15 protein-coding genes are annotated in these 12486 nt (G+C 75.8%); 9 read left to right on the top strand and 6 right to left on the bottom strand.

What is annotated here, in order from left to right; all coding sequences use genetic code 11:
* Positions 1-63: 63 nt before the first annotated feature.
* Together AMPC_RS18425 and AMPC_RS18420 are read left to right on the top strand one after the other, a co-directional pair.
* On the top strand, positions 64-1869 hold the full coding sequence (locus AMPC_RS18425; RefSeq protein ID WP_404800659.1) for a DUF294 nucleotidyltransferase-like domain-containing protein: 1806 nt from the start codon (positions 64-66) through the stop codon (positions 1867-1869).
* A gap of 192 nt (positions 1870-2061) precedes the next feature.
* Positions 2062-2670: a 3'-5' exonuclease gene (locus AMPC_RS18420; protein WP_248343003.1), complete on the top strand. Its 609-nt coding sequence runs from the start codon at positions 2062-2064 to the stop codon at positions 2668-2670.
* A gap of 115 nt (positions 2671-2785) precedes the next feature.
* Here AMPC_RS18420 and AMPC_RS18415 read toward each other — a convergent pair whose 3' ends face one another.
* A complete protein-coding gene (locus tag AMPC_RS18415; RefSeq protein WP_248343002.1) occupies positions 2786-2926 on the bottom strand; it encodes a hypothetical protein in 141 nt (46 codons plus the stop codon).
* Between the two features lie 225 nt (positions 2927-3151).
* On the opposite strand from AMPC_RS18415, the gene AMPC_RS18410 reads away from it, so the two are divergent.
* Positions 3152-4426: a chromate transporter gene (locus tag AMPC_RS18410; RefSeq protein ID WP_248343001.1), complete on the top strand. Its 1275-nt coding sequence runs from the start codon at positions 3152-3154 to the stop codon at positions 4424-4426.
* A 38-nt stretch (positions 4427-4464) separates the two neighbouring features.
* Positions 4465-4689: a hypothetical protein gene (locus tag AMPC_RS18405; RefSeq protein ID WP_248343000.1), complete on the top strand. Its 225-nt coding sequence runs from the start codon at positions 4465-4467 to the stop codon at positions 4687-4689.
* Positions 4690-4710: 21 nt separating this feature from the next.
* On the opposite strand, the gene AMPC_RS18400 is transcribed toward AMPC_RS18405, so the two are convergent.
* The 3 genes from AMPC_RS18400 to AMPC_RS18390 form a co-directional block, all read right to left on the bottom strand.
* Positions 4711-5622 carry a MerR family transcriptional regulator gene (locus AMPC_RS18400; protein ID WP_248342999.1) on the bottom strand — a complete coding sequence of 304 codons (912 nt, stop codon included), beginning with the start codon at positions 5620-5622 and terminating at the stop codon, positions 4711-4713.
* A complete protein-coding gene (locus AMPC_RS18395; protein WP_248342998.1) occupies positions 5523-6713 on the bottom strand; it encodes a DNA topoisomerase IB in 1191 nt (396 codons plus the stop codon). Before AMPC_RS18395 ends, AMPC_RS18400 begins: the two co-directional genes overlap by 100 nt.
* Before the next feature lie 132 nt (positions 6714-6845).
* On the bottom strand, positions 6846-8045 hold the full coding sequence (locus AMPC_RS18390) for a cache domain-containing protein (protein WP_248342997.1): 1200 nt from the start codon (positions 8043-8045) through the stop codon (positions 6846-6848).
* 90 nt (positions 8046-8135) lie between these two features.
* Between AMPC_RS18390 and AMPC_RS18385 the strand changes: the two genes are divergently transcribed.
* Positions 8136-9140: an alpha/beta hydrolase gene (locus AMPC_RS18385; RefSeq protein WP_248342996.1), complete on the top strand. Its 1005-nt coding sequence runs from the start codon at positions 8136-8138 to the stop codon at positions 9138-9140.
* Between the two features lies 1 nt (position 9141).
* Here AMPC_RS18385 and AMPC_RS18380 read toward each other — a convergent pair whose 3' ends face one another.
* Positions 9142-9357, bottom strand: a complete 216-nt coding sequence (locus AMPC_RS18380) for a hypothetical protein (RefSeq protein ID WP_248342995.1) — start codon at positions 9355-9357, stop codon at positions 9142-9144.
* A 39-nt stretch (positions 9358-9396) separates the two neighbouring features.
* Complete coding sequence (locus tag AMPC_RS18375) at positions 9397-9942, bottom strand: hypothetical protein (protein WP_248342994.1); 546 nt, start codon at positions 9940-9942, stop codon at positions 9397-9399.
* Between the two features lie 152 nt (positions 9943-10094).
* Here AMPC_RS18375 and AMPC_RS18370 point away from each other — a divergent pair, with 152 nt between their 5' ends.
* From AMPC_RS18370 to AMPC_RS18355, 4 genes are all read left to right on the top strand, one after another.
* On the top strand, positions 10095-10988 hold the full coding sequence (locus tag AMPC_RS18370) for an NAD-dependent epimerase/dehydratase family protein (protein ID WP_248342993.1): 894 nt from the start codon (positions 10095-10097) through the stop codon (positions 10986-10988).
* A gap of 64 nt (positions 10989-11052) precedes the next feature.
* Positions 11053-11466: a hypothetical protein gene (locus tag AMPC_RS18365; RefSeq protein WP_248342992.1), complete on the top strand. Its 414-nt coding sequence runs from the start codon at positions 11053-11055 to the stop codon at positions 11464-11466.
* Between the two features lie 61 nt (positions 11467-11527).
* The gene (locus tag AMPC_RS18360; RefSeq protein WP_248342991.1) at positions 11528-11812 is read left to right on the top strand and encodes a cytochrome c3 family protein; all 285 of its coding nucleotides are present in this window, start codon (positions 11528-11530) and stop codon (positions 11810-11812) included.
* Positions 11813-11956: 144 nt separating this feature from the next.
* Positions 11957-12448, top strand: coding sequence for a HugZ family pyridoxamine 5'-phosphate oxidase (locus AMPC_RS18355; RefSeq protein ID WP_248342990.1), 492 nt, complete (start codon positions 11957-11959; stop codon positions 12446-12448).
* The last annotated feature ends 38 nt before the right edge of the window (positions 12449-12486 follow it).

Genomic DNA, 12486 nt, shown 5'->3' with positions numbered 1-12486 from the left:
TTTAGCACGAGCCGCCCCGCCCGGCGAGGCTTTGGGCGGGGTATGCTCGCCGGCGTGCCGGCCATGGACCCCATCGCGTTCGTGCGCGCCACGCCCCCGTTCGACGCGCTCCCGGAGGAGGCGTTCGCGCTCGCCGCGAAGGCGCTGGAGGTGGCCTATTTCCCGGCCGGCACCCGGCTCGTGGAGCGCGGCGGGCCGCCGCTCGATCACCTGCACGTCATCCGTAAGGGCGCGGTCCGGCTCGAGCGCGACGGGCAGACGGTGCAGGTGCTCGAGGAGGGCGAGCTCGTCGGCGTCACCTCGCTCGTGTCGCGGCGCACCCCCTTCGACGCGGTGGTGGAGGAGGACCTGCTCTCGTACCGGCTGCCCCGCGCCACGTTCGAGCGGCTGCTCGCGCACGCCGCCTTCGCCGGCCACTTCGCCACCGGGCTCGCCGACCGGCTGAAGAACAGCCTCGAGCGCGCCGCCGACGCGGACGCCGGGGCCGGCGCCGACCTCACGGTGGAGGTGGAGGGGCTCCTGCGCGGCCCGCCGATCTGGGTGGAGGCCGACGCGAGCGTGGGCGCCGCGGCCCGGGTGATGCGCCACCACGGCGTGAGCTCGGTGCTGGTGAAGTCGGAGCCGCCGGGCATCCTCACCGACCGCGACCTGCGCAACCGCGTCCTCGCCGAGGGGCTCGGGCCGGACACGCCGGTGGCCGAGGTGGCGTCGGCGCCGCTGGCCGGCATCCCCGCCGCGGCGCCGGTGTACGAGGCGTGGCAGGCGCTGCTCGCGAAGGGGATGCACCACCTCGCGGTGACCGGCCCGGCCGGCGTCCTCGGCGTGGTGACGAGCGGCGATCTCCTGCGCGCCTCGGCCCGCGGCCCGGTGGTGGTGATGCGGCGGGTGGAGCAGCTCGAGGGGCGCGACAGCCTCCCGGGCTACGGGGCGCTCGTGGCCGACATGGCCCGCGCCCTCCTCGCCGGCGGGCTCGAGCCGTCGCGCATCGCCGGCCTCGTGGCCCGGCTCAACGACGCGCTCCTCGCCCGGATCCTGCGCTGGGCGGAGGCCGAGCTCGGGCCGCCCCCCTGCCCCTACGCCTGGCTGGTCTTCGGCTCCGAGGGCCGGATGGAGCAGACGCTCCTCACCGACCAGGACAACGCGCTCGTCTACGCCGAGGACGGCGAGGCCGCCCGCGCCTGGTTCGGGAGGCTCGCCGAGGTGGCGAACCGCGACCTCGGGCGCGCCGGCTTCCCGCGCTGCCCGGGCGGCTACATGGCCGAGAAGTGGCACGGGCCGCTCGCCGAGTGGCGCGCGCGCTTCGCCGGCTGGATCGACCGGCCCACGCCCGACGCCCTCCTCTCCGCCTCCATCTTCTTCGACTTCCGGCCGGTGCACGGCGCGCTCCCGGTCGAGCCGCTCGAGGAGCTCCTGCGCGCCGCCGGCCGGCAGCGCACCTTCCTCGCCGCCATGGCCAAGAGCGCGCTCGGGTTCAAGCCGCCACCGGGGCTCCTGCTGCGCATCTCGAAGGGCTCGACCGAGCTCGACCTCAAGCTCTCCGGCATCTCGCCCATCGTCTTCCTGGCGCGCTGCTACGGCCTCGAGGCCGGCGCGGCGGCGCGCGGCACCGTGGCGCGGCTCGACGCGGCGGTGGCGGCGGGGCTCATCGGCGGGGAGGTCCGCGACAACCTCGCCGAGGCCTACCGGTTCCTGCTCTGGCTGCGGCTCCGCGAGCAGCTCAAGCGCATGGCGCAGGGCGAGCGGGCCGGGAACGAGATCACCTACGCCCGGCTCTCCGCCGCCGAGCGCAGCCGGCTCAAGGAGGCCTTCCGCGCCATCCGCGACTGGCAGGAGACCGCGGCGTTTCACTACAGGACGGATCTGTTCTGATGACACGGGACATGCTGTCCCGCCCCGCCGGCAGAGCCGTCGGGGCCCCACCCTCCGCTCGGCGGGGCCCTTGCGCCTCCGCGCCTGCCTTCGCAGGCTCGGAGGCTCGCCCGCCTTGGAGGGCTCCGCCCTCCCCACCTGCGGTGGGGCCCCTCCCGGCTCTGATCTCTTCGGCTCTGGTATCTTCGGCGCATGCTCTTCCGCTCGCCCGCGTGGGACGAGATCACCTACTGGGCGATCGACCTCGAGACCGGCGGCCTCGACGCGAAGCGCGATCCGATCCTGGCGGTCGGGATGGTGCCGATCCGCGGCGGCGTGGTGCAGCTCGGCGAGGCCTTCGAGTCGCTGGTGCGGCCGGAGGACGGCGCGACCATCCGGCCCGACTCGGTGCGGGCCCACCAGCTCGTGCCGCGCGACGTGCGCGGGGCGCCGCCGCTCCCGGTGGTGCTGCGCGAGGTGCACGCGCGGCTGCGCCAGGGCGCGCTCCTCGCCCACCACGCCGGCATCGAGGTGGGCTTCCTGCGGCGCGCCTACGCGACGGTGGACCTGGTCTGGCCGAGGCCGCGGGTGGTGGACACGGCGGAGCTCCTGCTCGCCCTCGAGCGGCGCGCCCGCTTCCTCGACCCCGACCGCGTCGGCGGCGATCCGGTGCTCGAGCTCCAGGCGGCGCGGCGCCAGCTGGGTCTCCCCGACTACCCGCCCCACCGGGCGCTCCACGACGCCCTCGCCGCCGCGGAGCTCTTCCTCGTGCTGCGCCGAAAGCTGGGCCTGAAGCGGGTCCGAGATCTCCCGCGCGGGTGAGCGCTCGTGAGGAGCTCGCCTCGCACCGCCCCGGGGGATTCACCGGGACACCGGGCGCGATCCGGCGGCGGAGACCCCGTCCGCCGCCGGATCCCGCCGGCGCCCCCGCACCCCCCTACCCGATGAGCCCCCGCGCCAGCATGGCGATGGTGAGTCCGCCGAGGAGCCACTCCGCCGCGGTGGCGAGCTGGGCGTGGAGCGCGGGTCGCGACGGCAGGACCATCACGCGGCCCCTCGACCGGGAGAGCTGCCTCATGAAGGGCCGGTAGGCCGGAGTGGTGAATCCGCGCGTCACGAGGCATGACGATGGTGCTCGCTCACCGGCCAGGGAAGCGTCCCTCCATGGGCTTCCCGGGCGTGCGGGACACGGGCCGGGACTCCGCGGGAGCGCGCTCGCCGGGATGCCGGGCGCTTGCGCGAGGATGGGGCGTCCTGCTTCGCGCCTTCCGTCCGCCCCGCTCGCGGCCCTAGAGTGACGCCGATGGAGAGCGCCAGACAGACCACGCGGCCCGAAGCGGGCGAGATCTTCCGGACCTCGCTCCGGCTCGGCGCCACCGGGTTCGGCGGCGGCCTCTCCGTCCTCTCCACCATCCGCGCCGTCTGCGTGGAGCGGCGGCGCTGGACCACGGAGCGCGAGTTCACGCGCGTCGCCACCGTGGCCCAGATGATCCCGGGCGGCGCGGCCGCCAACGCCCTCGCCTACCTCGGCTTCCGCTACGCCGGCCGGCGCGGCGCGATCGCGGGCTACGCCGGGTTCGTGCTCCCGGGGCTCGTGGCCACGCTGGCCCTCGCCGTGCTCTACGTGAAGCTCGGGGTGAGCCCGCGCGCCGGGCTCGTGCTCGACGGCTTCAACGCCGCGGTGGTCGGCATCATCGGCTCCATCACCATCCAGATGGTGCGCAGCGGCATCGGCCGGCTCTGGCAGATGGGGCTCGCCGGCGCGGCGCTGCTCCTCTCGCTGCCGGGCGGCGCGAGCGCGGGCGAGGTGGCGCTGCTCGGGCTCGTGGTGGGGCTCGTCGCCGACGTGTCGCAGAAGCGGGCGCGGCTCTACCGGTTCCGCGCCCGCCAGCGCACCGCGCCGGTGGCGCTGCCGGACGAGGGGGAGCTCCTGCCGGAGGAGGAGCCCGCGGCGCCGGCCGCCGGCGCCGACGCGCCCGCGCCGGAGCGGCGGGGCCCGCTCCTCCCGGCCATCGCCCTCGCCGGCGGGGCCGGGATCCACTTCGCCGGGCTCGACACCGCGCTCTTCCGCATCTTCGTCACCTTCTTCCGGACGGGGCTCGGCGCCTACGGCGGCGGGTTCGCGATCGTGCCGCACCTGCAGGGCGTGCTCGTCGGCTCGGGCTGGCTCTCGGCGCGGCAGTTCGCCGACGCCGTGGCCATCGGCAAGCTGACGCCGGGGCCGGTGCTGCTCATGGCCACCTTCGCCGGCTACCTGCTCGGCGGCCCGCTGCCGGCGCTCGCCGCGACGCTCGGGATCTTCCTCCCGCCGCTGCTGCTCGTCATCGGCATCGGCGCCTGGCTCGAGCGCGTGCGCCGCAGCCGCGCGGTGCGGGCCGCCCTGCGCGGCCTCACCCCGGCCGTGGTCGGCCTCATGGCCGCGGCGGCGGTGACGATGGGCCGCTCGCTCGACGGGGCGCCGGCGGTGGCGATCGCCATCGCCACCGGGCTCACGCTGCAGCGCTTCCCCATCGACCCCGTGCTGCTCATCGCCGCCGGTGGCCTCGTCCGCCTCGCCGCCGGCCTGCTGGGCGCGTAGCCCGGCGACGCCGCCCGGGGCGTGCGCATCCTTCCGTCATGAGCGACTCCATCCAGAAGCAGCGCGAGCGGGAGCTGGCGCTCCGCCGGGAGCAGGAGAGGAAGGACCTCGAGACCGAGCGCACCATCGGCCGGCGGCCGCTCGAGGGGTTCTCGCACGCGAAGACCACCTGGACCGACGAGCAGGACGAGCGGCCCGCGGCGGAGGTGCACGGCAACGACGAGGCCGAGTCCCGCAAGCGGAGCGAGGATCAGATCCCCTGAGTGGACGCCCCACGCCCGAGGCTAGAACCGCGCCCCGTGCCGCGCCAGGTCCTGCTCGAAGCGCTCGAGATCGGGCACCTGCGTCGCGCCCGCGTCGCGCAGCGCCGCGCCGAAGCGGGGATCGCGGGCGCCGCCGGTGAGCACCTCCACCCCGCCCGGCAGCAGGCGCCGCAGCTCGCCGATCTCGGCGATCGCGAGGGCCGGGTCGGCCACGCCGGTCGCGGCGACGACCGCCGCCCGCGCGCCGCTCCGGGCCGCGGCCGCGGCGACCTCCGCCGCCGGCAGCTCGGCGCCGAGGTAGACCGGGGCGAGCCCGCCCGCGGCCGCCAGCGCGGCCGCGGCGAGCAGGCCGAGCTCGTGCCGCTCGCCCGGCGGCGTCGCGAAGAGCAGCCGCACCGGGGTCTCGCGCGCCGCGCCCACCAGCGTGCCGGCCACCCCGTGCAGGAGCGCCGAGGTGAGGTGCTCCTGGGCGACGGTGAGCCGGCCCGCGTACCAGGCGTCGCCCACCCAGCGCATGAGGGGCAGCATCACCTCGTGCACCAGCTCGCGCGGCCGGTAGATGGCCGCCACCCGCCGCAGCTCGCGGTCGGCCGCCGCGGCGTCGAACCGCTCGACCGCGTCGGCGACCGTGCGCCAGCCGCTCCCCGGCCGCTCCGGCGCGGGCGGAGCCACGGCCGCGGCGCCGGACGAGGTCGCGAGGTCCGAGAGGGCGCGCTCGTCGAGCCGGGAGAGCCGGCCGATGGAGTGCCCGCGCTCCACCAGCATCCGGAGGAGCCGCAGCTTGCGGACGTGGTCGTCGGAGTAGAGCCGGCCGCGCTCGTCGCGCTCCGGCGTCACCAGCCGGTAGCGCCGCTCCCACGCCCGGAGCGTGTCGACCGGTATCCCGGTGAGCTTGGAGACCGCGCCGATGGGGTACTGCGCCGAGCCCTGCATGCCTTTTCCTCGGGAGCAGCATGGCGGGGCCGGCGCGGGAATGCAATGGCGCCGTCCAGCACCTGTCGTGGACGAGGGGCGTGCGGCACGGCGGCCCGGAGCAGGGCCAGGAGGGATCGCTCCGACGCGTGCAGCCCGCGCCCCTCCAGCGCGAATTCCTCCACCGAGCGGAAGGGCCGCGACACCACCCGCCCCTGCCGCCAGGCCGAGAGCACCTGCGGCGCGATGTAGCTCGACCGGCAGACGGCGGGGGTGTTCCCGAGCCTGGCCGCGGTCTCCCTCACCGCCGCGGTGAGCACGCGGGCCGGATCGGTCCGCCCCGGGATCATCTCGCGCCGGCGCCGCGCCAGCTCCGAGGCGCAGATCACCGTGCCGGCCCAGGTGCGGAAGTCCTTCGCCGTGAAGGGGCCGCCCATCACCTCCTTCACGTACTGGTTGATGTGCCGGCGCCGGACGTCCACCGGGCCGTCGTCGGCCAGGAACAGGAAGAGCTCGGGGCCGGGCAGCTTCAGCATCTCCCGGACCACCCGGGCGACGCGCAGGTCGCGCAGCTCGCGCACGTGCCTGCGCCCCGACTTCCCCGGGTAGTCGAAGCGGACCACGTCCCGCTCCACGGTCACGTGGTGCTTGCGCAGGGTGGCGATGCCGTAGCTCCGGTTCCGCTCGGCGTAGACCTTGCTCCCCGCGCGCATGAAGCAGCTCCCGAGCAGCCGCACCGCCGCCGCGAGCGCCCGCTCCCTCGGGAGCCCGGGGAGGAGCAGGTCGCGCTCGACCGCCGCCCGCAGGCGCGGCAGCGCGGCGGCGAAGCGCAGGAGCCGGCGGTACTTCGCCTCGGCGCGGCGGCGCGTGAAGGCGTCGTGGTAGCGGTACTGCCAGCGGCCGGCGCGATCGCGCCCCACCGCCTGCAGCTTGGCGCCGGGGACCGGGCTCGCGTGCACGTCGGTCCAGGCGGGCGGCAGGGCGAGCGCCCGCAGCCGCTCGAGCTCCTCCCCGGCCGCGGCCCGGCCCTCGGGGTCGATCCAGCGGAAGCCCTTCTCCGGGGAGCCGACGCGGCGGTAGCCGCGGGTGCTGAGCCGCTCGAGCTGGTTCACTCCCGGATGAGGTGCTCACCTCCGGCCGGGCGCGCAACCGCGAGGTGGCCAGCCGCGCCCGCGGCGGGAGCGACTCCCAGGAACCGCTCGCGACTGGACCGGGCGGGCTCCGCGCCCGCGGGCGCGAAGCGGCTAGCGCCCGTTGCGGCGCCGGGCCGCGTCCCGCTCTCCCGAGAGATCGCGCAGGGTGCCGCCGAGGGCGTCGAGGAAGCGCGAGAAGAACCGCTCGAAGCGGCCGAGCTCGTCGTCCGGGCCGGGGACGATCTCGCCGCCGACCGAGTAGTCGCCGCTCTGCAGCCGGGCGGGGAGGTTCTCCACCACCGCCGTCATCCGCGCGAGCCGGTCGAACACCAGCGCCTCGAGCAGGAAGACGACCAGGGCGGCGAGCCCGAGGGCCATGAGCACCACCACCGCCACCACCCGGACGCGCACCTCGTCCACCCCGGCGTGGAGCCGCGAGGTGTCGTGGAGCACGTAGACCATGCCCACCTTGCGCTCGTAGGCGTCGCGCACCGGGAAGACGCCGCGGACCTGGTGCGGGAGGGAGCGGTCGAGGTTGTCGAGCACGAGCCCGTCGTCGGGGACCTCCTTCACCCGCCGCCCCGAGTCGAAGAGCCGCTCGCCGCCGGTGGTGGAGTCCACCACCACCGTGTGCGGCCGATCGCCCCAGTCGTCCCGCTCGTGGTTGTTGGCCCGCATCCGCGCCCAGGCCTGCGCGTCGAGGAAGTCCTTGTCCACCAGCAGGCCGAAGTCGTCGCCGGTCTGCTTCTTCATGCGGGCGAGGAAGTGGTCCATCTCCTCGGCCAGCTCGTAGTAGCCGAGGAGCTTGTCGCCGTCGTAGAGCGGCTTCACCACCCGCAGCGCGAAGGCGGTGGCCCCGAGCTCCTTGCCGGCCGAGTAGGTGCGCACCTCGGCGGCGCGCGCCAGCGTGAGCCGGGGGATGCGGTCGCCGCGCAGCTGCGGCGCGTGCACCCGCAGGAAGCAGGTCCGGTCGGTGTCGATGAAGTACCAGTGGGTGACCGAGTGCTCGTCGCGGAGCTCGTCGAAGAGCGGCTTCGCGAGCTGCTGGAGCCGCTCCCGATCCCGGGCCACGAAGGCGGCCTTGAACCGCTCGTCGGCGACGAGGCCGTCGAGCAGCGCCGCGAGCTTGTCCACGTCGGCCCGCTCGAGCCCGTCGAAGGTGGCCTGGGCGTTGCGGACCGCCTGCGCCGCGGCGGCGTGCATGGCCCGCTCGTAGACGAAGCGGGTGAGCGCCATGCACACGAGGGCGATGCCGACCACCCCGACGAGGAGGGCGGCCACGATCTTGAGCTTGATGCTGCGGTGGAACATGGGTGCGCCGGCAGCATACCAGAGCCGCCGGCGCGCCAGGGAAGCGGAAGGGTCCTTCCCCGGCCGCTCCGGCTGGTGTAGCGGTGCCGCATGCAAGGACGCCTCGAGCTCCTGACCCTCCGCGCGCCGTCGCTCGACGGCAATCCGCTCGGCGACCCGGCGGAGCGCCCGCTCCACCTCTACCTGCCGCCGGGGCACGACGGCGCGCGGGAGCGCTTCCCGGTCGTCTACTTCCTCCACGGCTTCTTCGGGACGGCGGACGGCTGGGTGGCCCGCAGCCCGTTCCAGCCCACCGTGCCCGAGCGGCTCGACGCGCTCGTGGCCGCGGGGGTCATCCCGCCGGTGGTGGCCGCCTTCCCCGACGGCTTCACGGCGCTCGGCGGCAGCCAGTGGGTGAACAGCGAGGCCAGCGGCCGGTACGAGGACTACCTCGCCCGCGACGTGGTCGCCGCGGTGGACGCCCGCGCCCGGACCGTGCCGGCCCCGGAGGCGCGCGCGCTCGTCGGCAAGAGCTCGGGCGGCTACGGCGCGCTCTCGGTCGCGCGCCACCGCCCGGACGTCTTCGGCCACCTCGCGGCCCACTCGGCCGACGCCGCCTTCGAGTACTGCTACCTCCCCGACCTGCCGCGGGCGGCGGCGGCGCTGGAGGGGACCGATCCGGCGAGCTGGCACGCGGAGTTCCTGCGCCGCGCGCGCGAGACCAAGCCCCGCTCCGACGACCACGCCGTGCTGACGGTGCTCGCGATGGCGGCGGCCTACTCGCCGCGCGCCGGGCAGCCGCTCGGGCTCGAGCTGCCCTTCGAGCCGGGCACGGCGCGGCTGCGGACCGAGGTCTGGGAGCGCTGGCTCGCGCACGACCCGGTCCGGTTCGCGCCGCGGTCGCTCGAGGCCTTCCGCCGGCTCGGGAGCGTGTTCGTGGACTGCGGGCGGCGCGACGAGTACCAGCTCCGCTGGGGCGCGCGGCAGCTCGTCGAGACGCTCCGCCAGGGCGGCGTCGCGGTGGTCCACGAGGAGTTCGACGACGGGCACCGCGGCACGAGCTACCGCTACGATCGCTCGCTCGCCTTCCTCGCCCCGCGGCTCGCGCGCGGGTGAGTCAGGCCTGCGCCAGCCGCTCGCGCAGCGCCTCGAGCCCGGCCCGGTCCTCGGAGTAGAGGAGGCCGAGCCGCTGCCGCTCGCCGGAGCCGGCCACCCAGCGCACCGAGAGCCGCCACCGCTTCGAGTGGCAGATCTCCGTGACCTCGTACGTCAGCTCGGCGCCGGTCCGGCGCACCACGTCGAGCGCCTGCGCCGCCTGCGAGGAGAGCTCCATGCGGCCATGAGACCACGGGAGCCCTCCTCGCGCCAGCGGCTAGCCGAGCTCGAAGCCGACGCGGCCGACCGCGCCGTAGTCGGGGTTCCCGAACTCGCCGCCCGAGGTCGGCCAGCGCACGATGCCCGTGATCCCGATCCGGATGGGCGACGGCCAGAGCCGGAAGCTCACGCCCGGGCGCACGCCGAGGAACATCTGCCCCTTGTCGCTCGAGAAGATGTCGCCGAAGCTCGAGTTGCCCCAGCGGCCCACCTCGCCCAGCAGCTCGAGCCGGAGGCTCGGCAGCGGGTCGACCAGGAAGCCGGCCATGATGAACCCGGCCCACGGCTCGGGGCCGCCGCTGTTGAGCGTCTTGTCCACGCCGACGCCCAGGCCGAAGCCCTCGAGCCGCGCCAGCGCGCTGCCGCCGACCATGCCGCTCGCGTCGCGGACGAAGTCGGATACGCCGGTCTGGCTCGCGGCGGGCCGGCGGAAGCTCTGGATGCCGCCGAACCCCTCGATGGTGAGCGAGCTGCCGGCGCGCGCGGGCGCGGCGGCGGTGATCGCGGCGAACGCCGCGGCGAAGATTGCGAGACGACGGATCATGTCCCCTCCCCGGCGGCCGACGGGCCGCCCCGGGGAAAAGTTAGTTCCGCGGCGCGTCGAAGGTGGGTTCCCGCGCGGGTGGACGGCGCTCCAGACGTCCGGCTGGACAGGGGGCGCCCGCGCCGTTAACCCGCACCGGGGAGGCAGGCGACATGCGCGTGTTCGTGACGGGTGGTACGGGGTACGTCGGCTCGGCGGTGGTCCGGGCGCTGGTGGAGGCGGGGCACGAGGTCACCTCGCTCGCACGGAGCGCCGCGAAGGAGGCGGCGCTGTCGCGGCTCGGGGCCAGGGCGATCCGCGGCGACCTCTCCGACCCGGCGGGGATCGCCCGCGCCGCCCGGGGGAGCGACGGCTTCGTCCACGCCGCCATGGACTACGGCCTCGGACCGCCGGCCGACCGGGCCGCGCTCGAGGCGCTCCTCGAGGCCGCGCGCCAGGGCGAGGGGCCGCGGGTGCTGGTCTACACCTCCGGCGTCTGGGTGCTCGGCGACACCGGGCCGGAGGGGGCCGACGAGTCCACCGCGATCACCCACCCCGCCGCCGCCGTGGCGTGGCGCCCCGCGCACGAGCAGCTCGCGCTCGGCGCGGCCGCCGGGGGGCTCGTCACCGCGGTGATCCGGCCGGGGATGGTCTACGGGGGCAAGGGCGGGCTGCTGGCGCCGTTCTTCGAGACCGCGGTGAAGGACGGCGCGGCCGCCTTCGTCGGCGAGGGGCGCAACCGCTGGAGCCTGGTGCACCGCGAGGACCTCGCCCGGCTCTACCTCCGGGTCCTCGAGTCGCGCGCCAGCGGCGTCTACCACGGCGTGGACGGCGAGGCCCCCACCCTCGCCGACCTGGCGCGGGCCGCCTCGCAGGCCGCCGGCAAGGAGGGCGCCGTCCGGCCGGTGCCGCTCGAGGAGGCCCGGCGCGGCATGGGGCCGATGGCGGACGCGCTCGCCCTCGACCAGGTGGTCCGGGGCGAGGCGTCTCAGCGGCTCGGCTGGCGTCCCGCCTGGAGCGGGTTCCTGGCCCGCGCCCGGGACGCCTTCCGGGAGTGGGCGGCCTGAGAAACCCGCCGCGAGCCCGCCCGCCGGCCGCCCGCGTGCGCTACCATGCGCGGCGGAGGAGTGAATGGACCGCGACCTCGAGCAGCTCCGGCTGCTCTCGATCTTCCACTACGTGCTGGCCGGCATCGCCGGGCTCTTCTCGCTCTTCCCCTCCATCTGGATCGGGCTCGGCGTCTACATGGCCACCACGGGCCCCCGCCAGCCGGGCCTGCCGCCGCCGCTCTTCGGCTGGGCGATGGCCGTCCTGGGCGTGGCGCTCGTCATCTGCGGGCTCGGCTTCACCGCCCTCGTCGTCCTCGCGGCGAGGGCGCTGCAGCGGCGCCGGCATCACACCTTCTGCGTGGTGGTGGGCGCGCTCTCGTGCGGCTTCTTCCCCTTCGGCACCGTGCTCGGGGTGTTCACCATCCTCGTGCTGGCGCGCCCCTCGATCCGGGCGATCTTCCAGGGGGATGCGGCCGTCGCGCCGGCCGTTGAATAACCTCGGGGCAGGGCCGTCCCTCGGGTAACCAACCGGGCAACGGAGCCCGAGGGAGGACCAGATGACCCGCACCCTGAAGACCCTGTTCGCCGCTGCCCTGCTCGCCGGCGCCACCGCCGCCCTGGCCGCGCCCCCCACCACCGTGACGCTGCCGGCCAAGAACGGCAACGTGACCTTCGACCACAAGGCCCACCAGACGCAGGGCTGCAAGAAGTGCCACGAGGGCGCGCCGAAGAAGCTCGAGCTGACGAAGGAGACGGCCCACAAGCTCTGCTGGAGCTGTCACGCCGAGCAGCAGAAGGGCCCGACCGAGAAGAACTGCACGCAGTGCCACAAGAAGGCGTAGGCCTTCGGTCCTTGCAGCCCCTCCTCGCCGCTGGCGGCGGGGAGGGGCTTCTCGTTTCCACCGCTCGCTCCCCCGGGGCACCCCGCGCGCGCCGGGTGCGATCGCCCGGGCCCCCGCTTATCTCCCCGGCCGGAGGATCACCTCATGGCCGAAGAGCCCCTCGAGTCCGGCGGCCCCGCCGAGCGCGCCCGCGCGGTGCTGCGCCTCTTGACCCAGGAGCGGACCGGCGTGCTCGCGACCCTGTCCGCCCGCGAGCAGGGCTGGCCCTTCGGCTCGCTCACCCCCTACGCGCTCGACGGGGACGGCCAGCCGCTCTTCCTCATGAGCGGCCTCGCCCAGCACACCCGCAACGTCCTCGCCGACCCCCGCGCCTGCCTCTTCGTGGCCGACGCCGGGGCCCGGGACGACCCGCAGACCGGCGCGCGCGCCGCGCTGCTCGGACGCGTCGCCGCGGTGCCCGAGGCGGAGCTCGCCCCGGTGAAGGAGCGCTACCTCGCGCGCCACCCCGAGACCGAGCCCTACTTCGAGCTCGGCGACTTCCGGCTCTACCGGCTGGCGGTGGAGAAGGCGCACTACGTCGGCGGCTTCGCGCAGGCCGGCTGGGTCTCGGGGGGCGAGTACCGCGGCGCGCGTTGATGACGCGGCGGTGGCGCGGCCCGGGGCCCCGCGCGAGA

The organism is Anaeromyxobacter paludicola, from assembly GCF_023169965.1.
Classification (GTDB): domain Bacteria; phylum Myxococcota; class Myxococcia; order Myxococcales; family Anaeromyxobacteraceae; genus Anaeromyxobacter_B; species Anaeromyxobacter_B paludicola.
Note: the sequence above shows the minus strand (reverse complement) of the source record. Positions and strands in the feature narration are given on the sequence as shown.